Consider the following 19,285-nt stretch of genomic DNA (forward strand, 5'->3'; position numbering starts at 1 on the left):
GGGGAGGAGTTCCTGAAGCTGACCGTGCAGGGGAGGGGCGAGGAGACCGTGGTCGTCAAGAGGCTGACGGTCCGTATGGCCGGGAAGCGGGCGCCGCTCGCCTGGAACGACTACGCCATGGGGTATCCGGGCGTCGGCTGCGGCGGTGGCGTACCGACCCGGTTCTTCACGGTCGCCCTCGACGCCGCGCGCCCCGGTGTCGTGCCCGAGGCGGGGCACGCGAACTTCCCGTTCAAGGTGAGCGAGTCCGACCCGGAGGTGTACTACATCCGCGCCGACGCCTCCGCGTACGACGTCAGCTGGTACCTGGAGCTGCACTGGTCCAGCGGCGACCGTTCGGGCACGCTGACCGTGGACGACCACGGCCGGCCCTTCCGTACGAGCGGCAACAACGGGCGCCCGGCCTACGAGTTCCCGCTGGGCGGCGAGAAGTGGGTCGAGGAGGGGACGACGGAGTAGTCCCGGGGCGTGCTCCGCGGTGGTCGTGCCGCACGGGCACCATCAAATCCGTTGAACCGTTAGGTGGTTGACCGCCGTAGTGGTTGTTGATTGAACCACCTATCTCCAGGGAGACGCCGATGTCCGATGCCCTCAGTCAGGATCCCGCCGAGCTGCGGAGGAGGATCGACAGCAGCAAGGCGCACCCGGCCCGGGTCTACGACGTCTTCCTCGGCGGCAAGGACCACTACCCCGCCGACCGGGACGCGGCCGCCGCCGCGCTGGCCGCCAACCCGCGCGGGTACCTCGACGTACGGCACAACCGCGACTTCCTCCGGCGCGCGGTGACCACACTCGTGGAGCAGGACGGCATCCGGCAGTTCCTCGACGTCGGCACCGGGCTGCCCACCGCCGAGAACGTGCATCAGATCGCGCAGCGCGTCGCACCCGAGTCGCGGGTCGTGTACGTCGACAACGACCCGGTCGTGCTCGCGCACGCGCGCGCCCTGCTGACCAGCGGTCCCGAGGGGCGTACGGACTACATCGACGCCGACCTGCGGGACCCGGCCCGCATCCTCGAACAGGCCGCCAAGACCCTGGACTTCGACCGGCCCATCGGGCTCTGTCTGGTCGCGATCCTGCACTTCGTCGCGGACGAGGAGGCATATCCGCTGGTGAGCGGGCTGCTCGACGAGCTGCCCGGCGGCAGTCGGCTGGTGCTGAGCCATCTCACCGAGGACCTCAACCCCGAGAACATCCGCGCGGTCCAGCGGACCTACACCGAGCGCGGGTTCACCTTCGTGCTGCGCTCCCGGGCCGACGTCGAGCGTTTCTTCACGGGGAACGGGCTGGAGATCGCCGACCCGGGTGTCGTCCCCGCGCACCGCTGGCGGCCCGACCACGCCGCCCCCGTCCCCGAGCAGCCGGAGGAGTCCTTCCTCGCCGGGCTGGAGGAGATCGAGAAGGTGCGGTACCGCGACATCAACGACGTCACGGACGCGGACATCAACGTGTACGCGGCGATCGGCGCCAAGGGCTGAGGCGGCACGCCCGACCGGACGACCCTGAGACTCTGCTTCGTGACGCAGACACCGGCGGAGATCGGGGAAGGACTGCGCAGGCTGGGGGAGGGGCTCAGTCCCACCAGAAGTGCCACGTCGGCTGGTTGAGGACCTGGTGCTCGGCGTAGGCCCGCAGGGTCGCGTCCGGGCCCTGGTGGATGTTGTCCGGGCAGAACGCGAAGTGCTCGGCGGCCACGGCTTCCGCCGGCTCCGGGGTGGTGGGCGGCGTGGCCACGGACAGCAGCAGGTGGTCGAAGCCCAGGGCGATGAGGCGTATGCCGAAGCGGTCCTCCCAGGAGCGGAGCACCGCGCTGAGGCGGGCGGTGTCGCTCTCGTGGTTCGCCGGGCCCGTCCAGCCGATCGCCGCCGGGATGTCCGCGCTGCGGCGGGCCGGGACGAGGGCGAGGCGGGGCTCCTTGAGGGGGCCACCGTCGCCCAGCACGGTGTCCGCGATACCGGCGGCCCTGGTGTCCGGCTCCCGGACATGGCCGACGGGCTCGGCTGGGCCGGGCCAGGGGGTGCCCTCGGCGGAATGCTCCTCCCAGTACTCCGCCAGGACCTCCTCGGCGTCGTGGTCCCCGGGGTAGGACACCTCGCCGGGCCTCAACTCCCAGCGGTCCGGGCCGCCATGGCCGTCGCCCGTCTCCAGGACGACCGGCAGGAGCCCCGCACGGCGCGCCGGCTCCAGTGCCGCCCAGCCGCCCGGCAGGGCCCGTCCGGCCGCGCACCACAGCAGCGGCTCGTGCCAGGAGCCCTCGGTGGTGGTGTCGACGAGCGCACCGGCCGGGAGCCGAAGGCCGAGGGAGCGGCCGCTCGGGTCCGCCGCCAGCTTCGGCAGGGGATTGGGAAGAGTCGCCATGGTGGTGACTGTAGAGCCGGCCACTGACAATCCGACCGGCCCGGCGGTCCCCATAGCGGCCAGGATCTGGCCTATTGGCTCCCTACCGTCCGGACATGACCACTTCCCCGGAGAAGACCGACCTGCTGGCCGCGTTCGCGGAGCAGCGCGCGTTGCTGCTGATCACCGTGCGCGGACTCACCGACGCGCAGGCCGCGGAGCGTACGACCGTGAGCGAGCTGACCCTCGGCGGAATCGTGAAGCACCTGGCCCAGGGAGAGGAGACGTGGACGCAGATCATGACCGAGGGCGACGGTGAACTGCCCTCCGGCATGCTCGACATGGGGCAGTACCGCATGGCCGGCGGCGACACGCTCCCCGCGCTGCTGGAGCGCTACGCACGGGCCGCGCGGGCCACCGAGGCGGCAGTGGCCGAGTCGGCGGACCTGGACGTCAGCGTGCCGCTGCCGAGGACACCCTGGTCGCTGCCGGAGCCCGAGTGCTGGTCCGTGCGCCGGATCCTGCTGCACCTGATCAGGGAGACCGCCCAGCACGCCGGGCACGCGGACATCATCCGGGAGGCCCTGGACGGCGCGAGCACCACGGCCCAGCGCTGACCCGTCGGGGTATCGGACGCGGGCGGCCAAGCACGCGTGGCCCCCTCCCGCCACCGGGCGGCAGCCGGCCCGGATCCACGGCCCGGCGCCGACCCGTCGGCCCGGGACTTCAACCCGTCGGCCCAGGACTCCAGCCCGGGGTCGACTGCCGGTGAGAAGCAGCGCGTGACAACGCCCGAGGGCGGCACTCCACGGGGGAGTGCCGCCCTCGGGGCCTGTCGTCAGGGGCCGGACATCAGAGCCGCTCGGGCGTCCGGATGCCCAGCAGGGCCATGCCCTGGTGCAGCGTGCGGGCCGTGACCTCGCACAGGAACAGGCGGTTCTCCGCGACGTCCTTCGGCGGCTCCGGCTTGATCACCGGGCACTTGTCGTAGAACGTCGTGAAGAGCGACGCCAGCTGGTACAGATACGCCGTCATCTTGTGCGGGGCGTACTCCGTCGCCGCCTCCGCCACCGTCGCCGCGAACGAGTCCGCGTGCAGGCCCAGCGCGCGCTCCGCCTCGTGCAACTCCAGCTCGGGGTGCGCGACCGGGCGGGAGGCGCCGGCCTTGCGCAGGATCGACTGGATACGGGCGTAGGCGTACTGGAGGTAGACGGACGTGTCGCCGTTCAGCGAGACCATCTGGTCCAGGTCGAACTTGTAGTCGCGGTTCGCCGACGTCGAGAGGTCCGCGTACTTCACCGCGCCGATGCCGACCTGGGTGCCCCGCTCGGCGATCTCCTCCTCGGACAGGTCCTGCGCCTTCTCCCGGACCACCGCCGAGGCACGGTCGATCGCCTCGTCCAGCAGGTCGACCAGCCGGACCGTCTCGCCCTCACGGGTCTTGAACGGCTTGCCGTCCTTGCCGAGGACCGTGCCGAAGGCGAGCTGCACCGCCTCGACGTCCTCGTTCAGCCAGCCCGCCCGGCGGGCCGTCTCGAAGACCATCTTGAAGTGCAACGACTGGCGGGCGTCCACCACGTAGAGGAGCGTGTTCGCCTTGATGGCGAAGACACGGTCGCGGATGGCGGAGAGGTCCGTAGCCGCGTAGCCGTAGCCGCCGTCCGACTTCTGCACGATCAGCGGGACCGGGTTGCCGTCCGGGCCCTTGATGTCGTCGAAGAAGACGCAGAGGGCGCCCTCGGAGCGGACCGCCACACCCGACTCCTCCAGGAGGCGGCAGGTCTCGGCGAGCATGTCGTTGTAACCCGACTCGCCGACGATGTCCGCGTCGCGGATCTCCATGTCCAGCTTCTCGAAGACGGAGAAGAAGTAGATCTTCGACTCGTCGACGAACTTCTGCCACATGGCGAGGGTCTGCGGGTCGCCCGCCTGGAGGTCCACCACCCGGCGCCGGGCCCGGGTCTTGAACTCCTCGTCGGCGTCGAAGAGCTTGCGGGCGGCCTTGTAGAGGCGGTCGAGATTCGACATCGCCTCCTCGCCGGAGACCTCGTCGGCGTCGTGGTCCAGCTCGTGCGGGTGCTCCTCCAGGTACTGGATGAGCATGCCGAACTGGGTCCCCCAGTCGCCGATGTGGTGACGCCGGACCACGTTCTCGCCGGTGAACTCCAGCAGCCGCATGACCGAGTCGCCGATCACCGCGGAGCGCAGGTGGCCGACGTGCATCTCCTTCGCCACGTTCGGCTGGGCGTAGTCGATGACCGTGGTGCCCGGCTGCTGAGCCTGCGGCACGCCGAGGCGGCCGGTGTCGTCGGCGAAGCGCGCGGCGAGGGTCTCGGTGATCGCGCGGTCGGTGATCGTGATGTTCAGGAAGCCGGGGCCGGAGACCTCGACGTCCTTGATCAGCTCACCCGACTCGACCCGGGACACGACCTGCGTCGCCAGCTCCCGCGGGTTCGCCTTCTCCTTCTTGGCGAGGGCCAGGATCCCGTTGGCCTGGAAGTCGGCCCGGTCGCTTCGTCGCAGCAGCGGGTCCGCGGAGCCGGCCTGCGGCAGAGCCGCCGACAGGGCCGCCGCGAGGCGCTGGTGGACGGAGTCGCTGAGGGACGTGACCGAGGCCATAGGTAGGGGTGCCGTTCTCCTCGAGGGGATCGATGGACACGGCCAGTATCCCATGTGGGTAAAGCCGTTTTCCCGGGCGCGACATGGTCTGGGAGAATGGTGCGGTCAGCCGTGCGACCGTACCGGCTGCCCGATGCAGAAAGAAGGACGTGCCGATCGTGGCTCAGAGCACCGAGACCACCGACTGGGTCTCCCGTTTCGCGGATGAGGTCATCGAGGAGTCGGAGCGCCGGGCCCCGGGCAAACCCGTCGTCGTCGCGTCCGGTCTCTCCCCGTCCGGCCCGATCCACCTGGGGAACCTGCGCGAGGTCATGACCCCGCACCTCGTCGCCGACGAGATCCGCCGCCGGGGCCACCAGGTGCGGCACCTGATCTCGTGGGACGACTACGACCGGTACCGGAAGGTGCCCGAGGGCATCCCGGGTGTCGACCAGAAGTCGTACGAGGAGCACATCGGCAAGCCCCTGACGTCCGTCCCGGCGCCCGAGGGCTCCTCGCACCCGAACTGGGCCGAGCACTTCAAGGCCGCGATGACCGAGTCGCTTGCCGAGCTGGGCGTGGAGTTCGACGGGATCAGCCAGACCGAGCAGTACACCTCCGGTGTGTACCGCGAGCAGATCCTGCACGCCATCAAGCACCGCGGCGACATCGACGCGATCCTCGCCCAGTACCGCACGAAGAAGGCCCCGGCCAAGAAGCAGGGCCAGAAGCCGGTCGACGAGGCCGAGCTGGAGGCCGCCGAGGGCTCCGGCGCGGCCGGTGAGGACGACGGCAGCTCCACCGCCGCCGGCTACTTCCCGTACAAGCCGTACTGCGGCAACTGCGAGAAGGACCTCACCGCCGTCACGTCCTACGACGACGACTCCACCGAGCTGACGTACGCCTGCACCGCGTGCGGCTTCTCCGAGACGGTCCGGCTGAACGAGTTCAACCGCGGCAAGCTGGTGTGGAAGGTCGACTGGCCGATGCGCTGGGCGTACGAGGGTGTCGTGTTCGAGCCCTCCGGTGTCGACCACTCGTCGCCGGGTTCGTCGTTCCAGGTCGGCGGGCAGATCGTCGGCATCTTCGGCGGCAAGCAGCCCATCGGGCCGATGTACGCCTTCGTGGGCATCAGCGGGATGGCGAAGATGTCGTCCTCGCGCGGTGGCGTGCCGACTCCGGGGGACGCCCTGAAGATCATGGAACCGCAGCTGCTGCGCTGGCTGTACGCCCGCCGCCGGCCCAACCAGTCCTTCAAGATCGCCTTCGACCAGGAGATCCAGCGGCTCTACGACGAGTGGGACAAGCTGGACGGCAAGGTCGCCGACGGCAGCGCCCTGCCGGGCGACGTGGCCGCGCACGCCCGCGCGGTGGGTACGGCCGCCGGTGAGCTGCCCCGGACTCCCCGGCCGCTGCCGTACCGGACGCTGGCGTCCGTCGCGGACATCACCGCCGGGCACGAGGACCAGGCGCTGCGCATCCTCAGCGAGCTCGACCCGGAGCAGCCGCTGACCTCGCTCGACGAGGCGCGGCCGCGGTACGACAAGGCCGAGGCCTGGATCAACACGCAGGTCCCCGCAGACCAGCGGACCATCGTGCGCGACATGCCGGACGCCGAGCTGCTGAAGTCGCTCGACGAGCAGGGCCGCGAGTCGCTGCGGCTGCTGCTCGACGGGCTGGCCGGTCACTGGTCGCTCGACGGTCTGACGCACCTGGTCTACGGCGTGCCGAAGGTCCAGGCCGGGTTCCCCGCCGACGCCACGCCCAAGGAGCTGCCGCCGGAGATCAAGACCGCCCAGCGGTCGTTCTTCGCGCTGCTGTACCACCTGCTGGTGGGCCGGGACACCGGACCGCGACTGCCCACACTGCTGCTGGCGGTGGGGCAGGACCGGGTGCGGGCCCTGCTCGGGGAGTAGACGACCACCGGCGCAGTCACGCCGCTCGACGGAAGGGGCCCTCACCTGAGGGCCCCTTCCTCGTGCCGGTCAGGCGATGTGCTCGTCCGTCAGCTCCGCGTTGAGACGGTTGGAGAAGCGTTTCATCATGCGCTTCACGTCGGCCTCGTCCAGGGCGACGCCGTACGTCGCCTCGACGTCGGAGATGAACCCGCGCGGGGTGGGCGCTCCGTTCCCGCCCTTGGTCGACTCGCGGAAGACCTGGTAGTAGTCCTCCTCGGTCGGCTCCGGCGGACCGCCGCCGTCACCCAGCTCACGCGTACGGCCCGGGACCACCGGGATGGGGAAACTGCCGGTGTCCTCCGGGGACGGGGACGGGGGCGGGGACGAGGACAAGGACGGTGACGAGGACGAGGCGTCGTGCGGCCGGTCCTCCAGGTACTCCTCGGCCTGCTGCTGCTCCGCGAACCACTCGGCGTACTGCTCCGGGTCGTAGGCCGGGTCGTAGCCACCCTGGTACTCGACCTCGCGCGGCGTGTTGAACCACGGGCTCTCCTCGGGCTCCGGCCCGGCCTTCGCGTGCTCGCCGACCGGGGTGCCGTCCAGGTCCGGACGCCGCTCCCCGTAGGACACCGCCCCCTGGGGGACGGGCGCCGCCCCGACGGCACGGCCGTCCGCAGCCCGGCCGGGTGCGGCCGCCGCGTCCAGCGCCTGCCGGGGAGCCGGTGGGATCAGCGCGGGCTCGATACCCGCCGCCGCCAGCCCCGCCGGAGCCGTCTCCGCCAACGGCACCCCGTACTTCGCCAGCCGCAGCGGCATCAGGGACTCCACCGGCGCCTTCCTGCGCCACGCCCGCCCGAACCGCGACCGCAGCCGCGCCTGGTACACCAGCCGCTCCTGCTCCAGCTTGATGACCTGTTCGTAGGAGCGGAGCTCCCAGAGCTTCATGCGGCGCCAGAGGAGGAACGTGGGGACGGGGGACAGGAGCCACCGGGTGAGGCGGACCCCCTCCATGTGCTTGTCGGCCGTGATGTCGGCGATCCGGCCGATCGCATGCCGGGCCGCCTCGACCGACACCACGAACAGGATCGGAATCACCCCGTGCATGCCCACACCGAGCGGATCCGGCCACGCCGCCGCGCCGTTGAAGGCGATCGTCGCCGCCGTCAGCAGCCACGCCGTCTGACGCAGGAGGGGGAACGGGATCCTGATCCAGGTGAGCAGCAGATCCAGGGCCAGCAGGACGCAGATGCCCGCGTCGATGCCGATCGGGAAGACGTAGGAGAAGTTCCCGAAGCCCTTCTTCAGGGCCAACTCGCGCACCGCCGCGTACGAACCGGCGAAGCCGATGCCGGCGATGATCACGGCACCGGCCACGACCACGCCGATGAGAACGCGGTGCGTCCGAGTCAGTTGCAGTGGCGCGGCCACCCGTACTCCCCTCCCCTTGCATGTTGTTGCGCGCAACAGGGTGGCACATATGTGCGGAGGACGGGTGGCCGGTTCCAGTGCGGCCTTATTCGGCCAGGTCGGCGGAGATTGCAGAGGCGGGCCGCGCCGCGTTCACCGTTCCCAGTACGGCTCGTCCGTCTCCCGCACCCGGCCGTCGGAGTCCAGCACGACAAAGCGGTCGAAGGTCCTGGCGAACCAGCGGTCGTGGGTCACCGCGAGGACGGTTCCCTCGAAGCGGTCCAGTGCCGTCTCCAGGGCCTCGGCGCTGTGCAGGTCCAGGTTGTCCGTCGGCTCGTCCAGCAGCAACAAGGTGGATCCCTGCAGTTCGAGCAGCAGGATCTGGAACCTGGCCTGCTGCCCGCCGGAGAGGGAACCGAAGGTCTGGTCGGCCTGGGCCTGGAGTTCGTACCTGCGCAGTGCGGAGACTGCTGCCCCTCGGTCGCGGCCCTCCCGGTCACCGTCGCCCCGCCCCAGGACGTCCACGAGTGTGCGGTCGTCCAGGTCGGGCCTGCTCTGGGTCTGCGCAAACCAGCCAGGACGGACCCGGGACCCCAGACGAGCCGTGCCGGTGTGGGCCACCGGGGCACCGTGCCTGCTGGTGTCGAGGCCGTGCTGCTCACTGCCGCCGGCCGCGAGCAGCCGGAGGAGATGGGATTTGCCGGTGCCGTTGGCGCCGAGGACGGCGACTCGTTCACCGAAGAAGATTTCGAGATCGAAAGGTTGGGTGAGGCCGGTCAGTTCAAGATTCTCGCAACGCACTGTCCGTATTCCGGTACGGCTTCCGCGCAATCGCATCCGTACGTTCTGTTCCACAGGGCGCTCCGGCGGCGGCCCCAGTTCCTCGAATCGCTTCAGCCGGGTCTGGAGCGCGTGGTATTTGCCCGACATGGAGGCGGACGCCCGCGCCTGTTGCTGGAGCGTGCGCACCAGTTCCCGGAGGCGCGCGTGCTCCTCGTTCCAGCGCCGGTGCAGCTCGTCGAGTCGGTCCAGACGGGCGCGGCGCGCCTCGTCGTAGGTGGCGAACCCTCCGCCGTGGACCCAGACGGTGTGGGCTTCGAGGGTCAGGACCCGGGTGGCCGTGGCGGCCAGAAGCTCCCGGTCGTGACTGACGTACAGGACGGTCTTCCGGGAGGCGGCCATCATCTCCTCCAGCTGCCGCTTGCCCGCAACGTCGAGGTAGTTGTCCGGCTCGTCGAGCAGCAGCACCTGGGCGTCGCTCCGGAAGAGAGCTTCGAGCGCGAGCCTTTTCTGCTCTCCGCCGGAGAGCGTGCTCAGCCGCCGGTATTTCGCCTTGTCGAACGGAGACCGCAGGGCGGCAGAGGTGACGCGGTCCCATTCCACTTCTGCATCGTAGCCACCCGCTTCGGCCCATTCGGAAAGGGCTTCGGCGTATGCCATCTGCGCCGATTCCGTGTCGTTCTCGAGCATCTCCCATTCTGTTCGTTCCAGGGCCGAGAACGCGGTGCGCAGTCCCGGCGAGGACAGTGAGACGAGGAACTCGATCACTGTGGTGTCATCGCGTACGGAACCGATGAACTGGGGCATAACACCCAGGCCACCCGTTATGTGAACGCTTCCGGAGTGTGCCGTCAGCTCGCCCGCGACCAGGCGCAAAAGCGTCGTCTTCCCTGTCCCGTTGGCGCCGATCAGGGCAACCTTGTCCCCATCGCCCACTCGGAATGAAGTGTCCTGAAACAGTACTTGCCCATTTGCCATGCCGTACGTAAGGCCGGATGCCTCGATGAATCCCACGCTCGTCCGAACTCCTTCCGATGTCCTGTGCGGCGTACCGGGCCGTCGGCCTCAGCGTCTCATGGTGATCTCTTGTGAAAGCGATCCCCGTGTGTAAAGGTCAAAATGCTTGGCAATCGAGGCGTGAAGTCCCGATAAATGTTTGACAGCTGGGAAAGGCGCATGCTAAGCGCCTTTCTTTTGTTCGGTTGTACCTGTCACTCTCAGAAGAGAGGAACGATATGGAACACAACGCTCAGCGCCCGGTGAACGAGGAGTCCACCGAGGTGCAGCACGACAGCGACACCCTTCGCCCGGAGCTGGAGACCGACGGTCTGGTCTTCAAGCGGGAACTGCTGAACGAGTTCCTGGGCGGTCGCGTCCGGACCTGACGCGGTGGCGGTGGGCGCCGGCCATGCCATGGCCGGCGCCCACCGCGCTGACCGAGAGCGAAGCCGTAAGACTCTGGGGGATCAGGTGCGCGGAACACCCGATGACGGACCGGCCGGTGCGGCACCGAGGGGCTCGGGCACCAGCGGTCTGCTCACCGTGGACCTCGACGACTGGCCGCTGAGCCTCGACCCGTACCACGTCGTCGACTTCAACCAGGCCCTCGTCCTGGACACCTTGGTGGACCCGCTCACCCGGGAGGACGGTTCCGACGCCGCACCCCGGGCCGTCCCGGCAGCGCTCGAGTCACTGGAATGCCTCGACGACGGACACACCTGGCGCATGCGCCCCTCACCGGACCAGACCTGGGACGACGGCATGCCCGTGCTGCTCGCGGACATCCAGGCCGGAGTCCACCGGGCCTGGAGCCCCACCGCGTTCGTGCTGCCCGACACCGTCGGCGGGCCGAGCACCACCCCGACGCAGGACGCCGACGGCCCCGTTCTCGAGCTGCGTTCGCCGATTCCGCTGCCCTTCCTCCCCGACCTCCTGGCCTTTCCCGGTGCGGCCCCGGTCCGCGAGACCAAGAACGGCGGCTGGACGGCGAGCGGCCCCTACCGGCCCGTGCGGGCCGACCGGGACCAGGGCAGGATCGAGCTGCGCGGCAAACCCTCCCGCAGGTCCCGCTGTCATCCGGACGCTCCCGAGCGCATCGTCTTCCAGGTGCACACCGACCGCGCGGACGCCGTCGCGGCCTTCGACGCCGGCGAACTGGACGTGTGCTTCAGCACCGGTCTGGACCCCGCCGCGTTCGCGGTCCTGGCCGGGCGCCCCGAAGCGACCGTCCGCCCCCTGCCCGTGGCCTGTCGGCTCTGGGTGAAACCCGGTATCGACTCTCCTCTCGACACCCCCGAGGGCCGGATCGAGTTCAGTGCGGGCTGGGACCGCGGGGCGGTCAGCGACCTGCTGTCGGGCGTCGTGCTGCCTCTGCACGGGTACGGCCGGCTGTGGCCCGGCGCCCCGGACGCGGACCGGCCCGCCCCGTACCAGCGCAGAGCCCGGCCGTTACGTGCCACGCGAGGCGCCTGCGCCGAACTCGCGCTCACCTACGCCGACTTCCCGCCCAACGACACCGTGGCCCGCGCTCTGGCCCGCGACATCGAGGACCGCTTCGGCCACCGTGTTCGCCTGCGCCCGCTGACCTTCCCGGCCTTCGCCGCGGCCGTCGCCGCAGTCGACTACGAGTTGCTGTACTGCATCAGCCCGGCACCCTTCGCCCACCCGGCGAGCCTGCTCAACCCCTTCCACAGCGCCACCCGCAGCGCCCGCACCCTCGGCTTTCGCGACCGGGCGGTGGACGCGGCACTCGAGCGGGCCCTGCGCATGCCGGCGGGCGACGGAACCGCCGAAGCCTGGCGGGACGCCGAGGAGACCGTCCTGGAACGGGCTCCCGTCATACCGCTCTTCCAGGTCAACAGCGTGACCCTGCGCCGAGCAGCGCTGCCCGCACCGAGCATCACGTCCAGCGGCCTCGTCAGCCTGGAGCGCATGACCGAGGGCCCCCCACCTCCGACGGCCCCGACCCCGACTGAACGAAGGGCGGTATACCCATGACCGACACGACCGCACGCCAGGTCTCCCCGTACGGGCCCGCCCCGCGAACCCCTGGGGAACTGACCTCCCTGACTCAGCTGTTGACCGAGAATCCCGCTCGCCCGGTCCACCTCGACGGCTTCCTTCCCGCCGACCAGGCCGCCCGCATCGCCGAAGCCGTCCGCGCGATACCGCACTGGGCTTCGTCCCCGGCGCTCTGGAACGAGGACCTCCTGGCGACGCGCCCAGCCACGGCTGAGGAGTTCCACGCCGCGTCCCCGGAACTCCGGGCCGCGATACGGCAAGTTGCTCAGGATATCCCCGCGCTCTTCGACGACGACTCCGCCTACGCGGAACCCCTCCGGCGCGGTCTCTCCGACTTCTTCGTCTTCGCGGGTATGGGGCCGGTTCTGGTGGACCTCCTCGCCCGGTGGGTCGCGGCCGAAGGCCCCCTCACCACCAACATCGAGTTCGCCCGCTACGACCGCGGCGACTTCCTCGGCGAGCACTCCGACACCGACTCGGACACCCTCTTCGTCCTCAACCTCTACCTGGACGAGGCCTACACGGAGGGCGACGGCGGTGTCCTGGGCTTCCGGAACGAGCAGGGCGAGGAGTTCCTGATGCCTCCCCGGTACAACAGCCTCTCCGTGATGCCGATCCGGCACGGCTGTGTGCACTGGGTGACGCCGTGGCTCCGCGACAGGGTGGGGCGGCAGACGGTCAGCATCGCCGCTCGCCTGGTGGCCGCGCCGGCAGAGGCGGTCTCCCATGCCTGACACGTCCGTGACGCGCACCCGCCCGTACTCCGCCGTCCTGAGCTTCCCGCCGCTGGTCGAGCTGAGCTTCGGGCGGTACTTCCCCTCGACCGCCGTGCTGGGCGGATTCCTCAGCAGCCGCGGAGTCGCGTCCCACCAGTGGGACCTCAATGAGGAGTTCGCCCTGCACCTACTGAAACCCGAGCACCTGCGTGCGGCGGGCGAGGGCCGGATGGCCGGCATCGAGGGCGATTTCGTCGCGGAGATGAGCGGCGTCGCGGGCCGCTGGCTCACGCACCACCGCGACCGGCTGTTCGACGCGGAGGGGCGCCACGCCTTCGCGTCGGTCACCGGGCCCGCCTACCTGCTCACGGCGCTCGCCCGGCCGTACCTCATCGATCCGGAGCCGCAGTGGCTGAGCGACCCGGCCCTGCTGGACTCCGACCGCACCCTGGTCTACCGGACCTACTTCGACAGCCTCGACCTCGCCTCCCGTCTCCCGGCGGACACGGCCCTCTTCGGCATTTCCCTGCCCATGGGGCCGCAACTGGTACCGGGTCTGATCCTGGCCCGCGAGATCAAGCGTGTGCGGCCGGACATCAGGGTCGTCCTCGGCGGACCGACGCTGTCCCTCATGGACGAGGACCTCGTCACCATCCTGCTGAACGAGCATCGCCAGGTCGACGCGGTGGTCCGCTACGACGGTGAACTCCCCCTGGCCGCACTGTGCGAGCAGGCCGCGCCGGGCGGCACCTGGCAGCCGACGACGGTCGCGGGCGTCTCGGCACGGACCGAGGAACACGGCGTCGTTCACGCGGCCCCGGGCCCAGGACTGCACCCGAACGCGCTGCCGCACGCCGAATACGATCCGCGACTGCTGGACCGCCTGGTCGACGCCGAACTGGGCATCGTGCAGGCACGCGGATGCTACTGGGGCAAGTGCGACTACTGCGACTTCGTCGAGCAGTACGACGGAAGCCCCGCCTACCGGGGCCGCTCGGTGAAGTCCTTCGTCGCGGAGATCGAGCACCAGGTCGCCACGCACGGAGTCCGCCAGTTCGAGCTGATCACCGAGTCGATCCCGCCGGCCTTCTCCCGGCGATTCTCCCAGGAGGTGCTGGCCAGAGGCCTGGACATCTCCTGGAGCTCGTTCGCCATGGTGGACCGGCGATTCGACGAGGAAACCCTGGAACTCATGGCCAGGGCCGGTTGCGCGTTCCTCGTCGTCGGCATGGAGACCACAAACACGCGGGTGCTGAAGCTGGTCCACAAGTCAGCCGACCGCGAGGAGAACCTGCGCTTCATCCGGGACGCGCACCGGGCGGGCGTGAACCTCCGGATCAACCTGATCCCCGATCTGCCCTCCACGACCCTGGACGAGGCGGTGGAGGCACTGCGGGACGTCTCAAGTCTCGCCGACCACGTCGAGCAGTTCTCCATCTTCCCGTTCGAGGCCACCCGTTCCTCGGAGGTCGGCCGCAACCCCGAGAAGTTCGGCCTGGTCGTCGCAGAGAACGCCTCCGGCCTCGCCAACCAGGCCCAGTACGCGCTGAACCACCTCGGCAACATCGACCCCGCCATGACCGACGAGGAACGGGGCCGCGTCCACCGCATGTACCAGGACTTCGCCATCCGCCACGGGTCGGGCCGCATGCGGGAGACCGGCTCGGAATTCCTCTCCGGCCTTCCCGGCAAGGGCGACCGGTTCCGGCTCGCCGTCGACCACCTCGACCTCCTGCCACGCGGCCGGGAACTACTGGTCACCCACGTGGTCCGGCGCGAGCGGACGGTCCTGCCGGCCGCGGTGGCGGCCGGCCTGGCCCCCTGGCTCGACGGGTCTGTGTGCACGCTGCGCGAACTGACCGAGGTGTACGGCGAGACGCCCGCCCGCGCGGTCCTGGCGGCGCTGATCGAGTCGCGGCTGCTCACCGCCGCCTCCGACACCATGGTCGCAGCCTGAGAACTCCGACCTCCGCAGGGGGAAGCACCGCGGCCGTCCGCCGACCGTTCCGACCCCCGTCCTCCACGAACCAGGAGAAGCATGACCACGGGTGAGACCCTCCAGCAGCCGTCGGCCGTGGCGGCCGCCGCGGCCCAGTACATCGCCCCCCGTCATCTCACCGGGGCGGCATTCACCTCCGTTCGCGACTGGTACCACGCCGAGCACGCAAGCCCGCTGCACCTCACGGACTTCCTGGTGCCACACCTGGCCGCCCGCCTCTCGGCGGCCCTGCGGGCCGTGCCCACCTGGGCGCGTCACTCCTCCCTGATCGAGACCGACCAGGAACCGATGGAGTACTGGGGCGAGGCAGCGGACACCGCTGCCGGAGTGACCGCCACCCAGTTCCGGGTACCCGACATCCACGCTCTGTTCGCCGAAGGGACCCTGGCCCCGGAACACCGCCAGGCCCTTGAGGACTTCTTCGTCTTCACCGTGCTGTCGGACACCTTCCGCGACTGGCTGAAGGAGGGAACCGGGCTGGTCCTCCGCAAGCGGACCGCCATGGAGCTGGCCGCCTACCGCAACTCCGACGGCCTCGGTGACCATCAGGACCTCATGCCCGGCCGGGTCTTCGCCGTCAACTTCTACCTCGACGACACCTACCGGCCGGCACACGGCGGCCGGCTCGGCTACCGCAACGGCGCGGGGGAAGAGACCCACGTCGTACCGCACTTCAACAGCGTGTCCGTCATCCCGATCCGGGAGGACTGCTGGCATTGGGTCGAGCCGTTCAGCGGTGACGGCGTCGGCCGCTACACCATTGCCATGGCACAGCACCTGGAGGGAAGCTGACCACCGCCCGGCGGGGACCGGTACGGCTCATCCCCGCCGTGGCCGTTCAGGAGACCGCGGACGAAACCCTGTTGAGTCTGGGGGACCGGCTGCTGCGGATCCAGGGCAGCCGCCTCCAGGCCCCGGTGCGCGACGCCCTGCGGCGGCTGAGAGACGGGACCACCACCGACGTCCTCGCCGGCACCTGGGGACAGGATCCCGCCACGCACCTGCTGGCGGAACTCGACGCCCTCGGCTGGCTGACCGCCGAACCCCCGGACGCGACAGATCCGTTCGCCGGTGAGACGTTCGAACGGCAGGTGGACTATCTGGGACTGTTCACGCCGGACTCGGCCGCGGCCCAGCGGAGACTGCTGGCCGCCAGAGTCGGAGTTCTCGGCCTCGGTGGCATCGGCGGGATCGTGGCCCAGCACCTGGCCGGGGCCGGCATCAGCAGGTTCAGGCTCGTCGACCACGACACGGTCGCCCGGCACAACCTCAACCGGCAGTTCACCTATGGGCCGGGCGACGTGGGCACCCCCAAGTCGCAAGCGCTGGCCCGCAGCCTGCGCGCGCTGCGCCCCGACGCGGAGATCACCGGGATCAGACGGCGCGTCACCGACGAGGCGGGCCTGGAAGCCGCCTTCGGCGACCGGATCGACCTGCTGATCGTCGCCGCCGACACACCGCCGGAACTCCCGGCGACCGTGGCGCGCTGGGCGGCCGCGTCCCGAACTCCCTTCGTCACCGGGACCGTCGGGGTCGGAACAGGCTTCTGGGGCCCGCTCGTAGACCCCGTGCAAGGAGGCTGCTGGGCCTGTTTCGAGCGGCAGCGGCGCACACTGCTCACACCCCTGGAACGCGAGGTGGAGGACCGGATGACCGAACCGGCCCCCTTCTCCTTCGGTCCCGGCAACACAGCGGTCGCCGCCATGCTCGCCCATGACGTGATTCAGTTCCTGTGCACCGGAGCGTGCCCCACCTCGGGGCGTCGGGCGGCACTGGACTTCACCCGGCAGCGCATCACCCACACCGAAGAGAGCACGTGCACGTGTCAGACGACCTGATAGCCGAACAAGGGCAGCAGCCACAGCCGGTTCCCCCCGGCGACGCATCGAAGGAAGCGAAGAAACCGTCCTTCAAGGGCACGGGCTTCCTGCGCCTGTGGACCGGAGAGTCCGTCTCGCTCGCCGGCACCGAGATCACCTTCATGGCCATGGGCATCATCGCGGTGACGACCCTCGCCGCCACACCGTGGCAGATGGGCGTCCTCGAGGCGGCGGAGTCCGCGGCCGTGCTGCTGCTGGGACTGTCGGCCGGTGTCTGGGCCGACCGGTACGAACGCCGGCGCATCATGCTGATGGCGAACCTGACGCGCAGCGTGCTCGTGCTCTCCGTACCGGTGCTGTTCTGGCTCGACCTGCTGAGCATGCCCGTGCTGTATCTCGTCGTCTTCCTCGTGGGCGCGCTCAGCCTGCTGTTCGACAGCGCCATGTCCGCCTACCTCCCCCGGTTGCTGCCACGCAGCCAACTGGAGCGGGCCAACTCGTGGATGGAGGGCAGCGCCTCGGTCGGCATGGTCGCCGGACCGGGCCTCGCGGGCATCCTCGTCCAGATCATGAGCGCACCGGTCGCCCTCGTCGTCGACAGCGTCAGCTACCTCGTCAGCTACACGACTCTGTCCCGGCTCCCCAAGGCGCCTCCCTCGGCCGACCCGGTCGAGGAGAGCGACGCCCCGGAGGGAAAACCCGGCCCGGCCGCCGAGCCAGGGCGCGCCCGGCCGAAGGAAACCCACCGGGAACAGGTGCTCGCGGGCCTGCGCGTCCTGCGTCACGACCGCCTTCAGCGGCCGATGACCCTGGCAGCCGCACACTTCAACATCTTCCACTCCATGTTCTTCGCGGTGAACGTCCTGTTCCTCCTGAAGAACCTCGACTTCAGCCCCGGCCTCCTGGGCGCCACCAGCATGGCCGGCGGAATAGCGGGACTGGTCGGAGCATCCTGCACCCCCCTCCTCACCCGCACCCTCGGCCAAGGCCGAGCCCTGATCCTCGTGTACGCCGTACCGGGCCTGGCCGCCGTCCTGGTTCCGCTCGCCGCCGGCACCGGCCGAGTCGTGGCCGTCACCCTGGTCACCGTCTCGACCTTCGTCTACACCTGCGCCGTGGTGGTCAACCTCGTCATCAGCGACACGGTCAAGCAGACCCTCGTGCCGGACCACCTGCTCGGGCGTGTCACCGCCTCCACCCGCTTCATCAGCTGGGGAGTCCAGCCGATCGGCGCCCTCCTCGGCGGCTGGCTCGGCACCTGGCTCGGCCTCGTCGAGGTGATGGTGCTCGCGTCGGCCGGCCTGGTCGCCTCGGCCCTGTGGCCGCTGTTCAGCCCCGTACGCTCCCTGATCCGTCTGCCGGACGACGAGGAGAACGAGGAAGCCGCCGGGGACGCCTGAGCAGACCGGAACCCGCCCACGAACACACGTGACCGCAGGAGCCACACGTGCACTTGAAACCCGAAGTCCGTACGCTGCCCAACGGCCTGCGCCTGATCGTCTCCCGGGACGCCACGGCTCCGGCCGTGGCGGTCTGCCTCTGGCTCCGGGTCGGCTCACGGGACGACCCACCCGGCAGGACCGGACTGGCGCACCTCTTCGAGCACCTGATGTTCCAGGGCTCCACGCACGTCCCGCCGGGCGGGCACACCGCCGCGGTCGAGGACGGCGGCGGCTTCACCAACGCCTCCACCGGCTTCGAACGCACCACCTTCTACTCGGTCGTCCCGGCCGGGATGCTGGAACTGGTGCTGTGGCTGGAAGCGGACCGGCTGGGCGGCATGCTCGACGCACTCACGCCCCAGAGCCTCACCACCCAACGGGACGTCGTCCTCAACGAACGCCGTGAGCGCTACGACAACGTGCCGTACGGGACGGGCTGGGAGACGCTCGTCGCCATGTCCTTCCCCCCGCGCCACCCCTTCCGCAGCACGCCGGCGGGAAGCCCCGAGGATCTGGCGACGGTCACGGAAGACGACTGCCGTGCCTTCTTCCACCGGCACTACACACCCGACCGCGCCCTGCTGTCCGTCGTCGGCGACATAGACCCCGAAGCGGTGGCCGTTCTCGTCGAGCGTCACTTCGGCCACCTGACCGCGTCCTCGCCCGCACCCGAGCGCACGGAGTGCTCCCGGGCCCCCGGACCCCCGGCCGAGGCCCGCCGGCGCCTCGTCGAGGCCGTGCCGGGCCCCGCGTTCATGGCGGCCTTCCAGCTCCCGCCCTACAGCGAACCGGCAGGAGTGGCGGCGGACCTCGCCGTCACCCTGCTCGGCGGCATGAGCAGCCGGGGCCTGCACGACCGGCTCGTCCGCAACGACCAGATCGCCCACCGCGCCAGAGCATCCCTGATGCCGCTGTACGCGGCACCTTCGTTGGGCCGGCTCGACGTTCGTGCCCTCCCCGGTAGCGACCTCGGCCTCGTCGAGAAGACCGTGGACGAGGAGACGGAACGCATCGCCGACACCGGCGTCACCGAGAAGGCCCTCAAAGGCGCCCAGGCCCAACTGCGCCGCGACTGGCTGGACCGCCTCGCTCATCCCGGCAGCAGGGCCGAGGAACTGTGCGCCGGCGAGGCGTACCTCGGGGACGCCACCGCGATGGACGACCGTATGAACCGCATGCCGGAGATCACCGTGGACGACATACGGGCCGTGGCAGCCGAACACCTCCGGCCCAAGAACCGCGCCGTGCTGACCTACCAGCCCCGCCC

At 70.2% G+C, this 19,285-nt stretch carries 15 protein-coding genes and 1 pseudogene; 12 read left to right on the forward strand and 4 right to left on the reverse strand.

The features are described from left to right. Together C1J00_RS18820 and C1J00_RS18825 are read left to right on the forward strand one after the other, a co-directional pair. Window positions 1–459, forward strand: a pseudogene (locus tag C1J00_RS18820) (transcriptional regulator); the annotation flags it as partial. 119 nt (window positions 460–578) lie between these two features. After that, complete coding sequence (locus C1J00_RS18825; protein ID WP_102910240.1) at window positions 579–1,478, forward strand: SAM-dependent methyltransferase; 900 nt, start codon at window positions 579–581, stop codon at window positions 1,476–1,478. 94 nt (window positions 1,479–1,572) lie between these two features. Here C1J00_RS18825 and C1J00_RS18830 read toward each other — a convergent pair whose 3' ends face one another. Beyond that, on the reverse strand, window positions 1,573–2,358 hold the full coding sequence (locus tag C1J00_RS18830; protein WP_102910241.1) for a DUF4253 domain-containing protein: 786 nt from the start codon (window positions 2,356–2,358) through the stop codon (window positions 1,573–1,575). Between the two features lie 95 nt (window positions 2,359–2,453). Between C1J00_RS18830 and C1J00_RS18835 the strand changes: the two genes are divergently transcribed. Further along, window positions 2,454–2,954 carry a DinB family protein gene (locus C1J00_RS18835; protein WP_102910242.1) on the forward strand — a complete coding sequence of 167 codons (501 nt, stop codon included), beginning with the start codon at window positions 2,454–2,456 and terminating at the stop codon, window positions 2,952–2,954. Window positions 2,955–3,189: 235 nt separating this feature from the next. On the opposite strand, the gene argS is transcribed toward C1J00_RS18835, so the two are convergent. Further along, window positions 3,190–4,956, reverse strand: a complete 1,767-nt coding sequence (gene argS, locus C1J00_RS18840) for an arginine--tRNA ligase (RefSeq protein WP_102910243.1) — start codon at window positions 4,954–4,956, stop codon at window positions 3,190–3,192. A gap of 149 nt (window positions 4,957–5,105) precedes the next feature. Here argS and lysS point away from each other — a divergent pair, with 149 nt between their 5' ends. Continuing rightward, window positions 5,106–6,851, forward strand: coding sequence for a lysine--tRNA ligase (gene lysS, locus C1J00_RS18845; protein ID WP_102910244.1), 1,746 nt, complete (start codon window positions 5,106–5,108; stop codon window positions 6,849–6,851). Between the two features lie 69 nt (window positions 6,852–6,920). Here the strand turns inward: lysS and C1J00_RS18850 are convergent, their stop codons facing one another. Together C1J00_RS18850 and C1J00_RS18855 are read right to left on the reverse strand one after the other, a co-directional pair. Further along, window positions 6,921–8,261, reverse strand: a complete 1,341-nt coding sequence (locus C1J00_RS18850; RefSeq protein WP_102910245.1) for a DUF2637 domain-containing protein — start codon at window positions 8,259–8,261, stop codon at window positions 6,921–6,923. A 132-nt stretch (window positions 8,262–8,393) separates the two neighbouring features. Continuing rightward, on the reverse strand, window positions 8,394–9,998 hold the full coding sequence (locus C1J00_RS18855; RefSeq protein WP_245936399.1) for an ABC-F family ATP-binding cassette domain-containing protein: 1,605 nt from the start codon (window positions 9,996–9,998) through the stop codon (window positions 8,394–8,396). 257 nt (window positions 9,999–10,255) lie between these two features. Between C1J00_RS18855 and C1J00_RS45320 the strand changes: the two genes are divergently transcribed. The 8 genes from C1J00_RS45320 to C1J00_RS18890 form a co-directional block, all read left to right on the forward strand. Continuing rightward, on the forward strand, window positions 10,256–10,405 hold the full coding sequence (locus tag C1J00_RS45320; RefSeq protein WP_180989599.1) for a hypothetical protein: 150 nt from the start codon (window positions 10,256–10,258) through the stop codon (window positions 10,403–10,405). Between the two features lie 85 nt (window positions 10,406–10,490). Continuing rightward, window positions 10,491–12,017, forward strand: a complete 1,527-nt coding sequence (locus C1J00_RS18860; protein WP_180989600.1) for an ABC transporter substrate-binding protein — start codon at window positions 10,491–10,493, stop codon at window positions 12,015–12,017. Continuing rightward, entirely contained in the window at window positions 12,014–12,775 is a 762-nt protein-coding gene (locus C1J00_RS18865; RefSeq protein WP_102910248.1) for a 2OG-Fe(II) oxygenase, read from the forward strand. The genes C1J00_RS18860 and C1J00_RS18865 overlap by 4 nt, the downstream gene beginning before the upstream one ends. Next, window positions 12,768–14,714 (forward strand): B12-binding domain-containing radical SAM protein, encoded by a 1,947-nt coding sequence (locus tag C1J00_RS18870; protein WP_102910249.1) that lies wholly within the window; start codon window positions 12,768–12,770, stop codon window positions 14,712–14,714. Before C1J00_RS18865 ends, C1J00_RS18870 begins: the two co-directional genes overlap by 8 nt. Before the next feature lie 81 nt (window positions 14,715–14,795). Next, window positions 14,796–15,548 carry a 2OG-Fe(II) oxygenase gene (locus C1J00_RS18875; protein WP_102910250.1) on the forward strand — a complete coding sequence of 251 codons (753 nt, stop codon included), beginning with the start codon at window positions 14,796–14,798 and terminating at the stop codon, window positions 15,546–15,548. 38 nt (window positions 15,549–15,586) lie between these two features. Then, window positions 15,587–16,594 (forward strand): HesA/MoeB/ThiF family protein, encoded by a 1,008-nt coding sequence (locus C1J00_RS18880; protein ID WP_180989601.1) that lies wholly within the window; start codon window positions 15,587–15,589, stop codon window positions 16,592–16,594. Continuing rightward, complete coding sequence (locus C1J00_RS18885) at window positions 16,579–17,976, forward strand: MFS transporter (RefSeq protein ID WP_180989602.1); 1,398 nt, start codon at window positions 16,579–16,581, stop codon at window positions 17,974–17,976. The genes C1J00_RS18880 and C1J00_RS18885 overlap by 16 nt, the downstream gene beginning before the upstream one ends. A gap of 47 nt (window positions 17,977–18,023) precedes the next feature. After that, on the forward strand, window positions 18,024–19,285 hold a 1,262-nt coding region (locus tag C1J00_RS18890; RefSeq protein WP_102910253.1), incomplete at its 3' end, for a M16 family metallopeptidase.

Source organism: Streptomyces cahuitamycinicus (genome assembly GCF_002891435.1).
In the GTDB taxonomy this organism is placed as follows: Bacteria; Actinomycetota; Actinomycetes; order Streptomycetales; family Streptomycetaceae; genus Streptomyces; species Streptomyces cahuitamycinicus.

Coding starts and splice junctions, on each gene's coding strand:
- C1J00_RS18825 (WP_102910240.1), top strand. CDS start 579: ATGTCCGATGCCCTCAGTCAGGATCCCGCCGAGCTGCGGAGGAGGATC.
- C1J00_RS18830 (WP_102910241.1), bottom strand. CDS start 2,358: ATGGCGACTCTTCCCAATCCCCTGCCGAAGCTGGCGGCGGACCCGAGC.
- C1J00_RS18835 (WP_102910242.1), top strand. CDS start 2,454: ATGACCACTTCCCCGGAGAAGACCGACCTGCTGGCCGCGTTCGCGGAG.
- argS (WP_102910243.1), bottom strand. CDS start 4,956: ATGGCCTCGGTCACGTCCCTCAGCGACTCCGTCCACCAGCGCCTCGCG.
- C1J00_RS18855 (WP_245936399.1), bottom strand. CDS start 9,998: ATGGCAAATGGGCAAGTACTGTTTCAGGACACTTCATTCCGAGTGGGC.
- C1J00_RS45320 (WP_180989599.1), top strand. CDS start 10,256: ATGGAACACAACGCTCAGCGCCCGGTGAACGAGGAGTCCACCGAGGTG.
- C1J00_RS18865 (WP_102910248.1), top strand. CDS start 12,014: ATGACCGACACGACCGCACGCCAGGTCTCCCCGTACGGGCCCGCCCCG.
- C1J00_RS18870 (WP_102910249.1), top strand. CDS start 12,768: ATGCCTGACACGTCCGTGACGCGCACCCGCCCGTACTCCGCCGTCCTG.
- C1J00_RS18875 (WP_102910250.1), top strand. CDS start 14,796: ATGACCACGGGTGAGACCCTCCAGCAGCCGTCGGCCGTGGCGGCCGCC.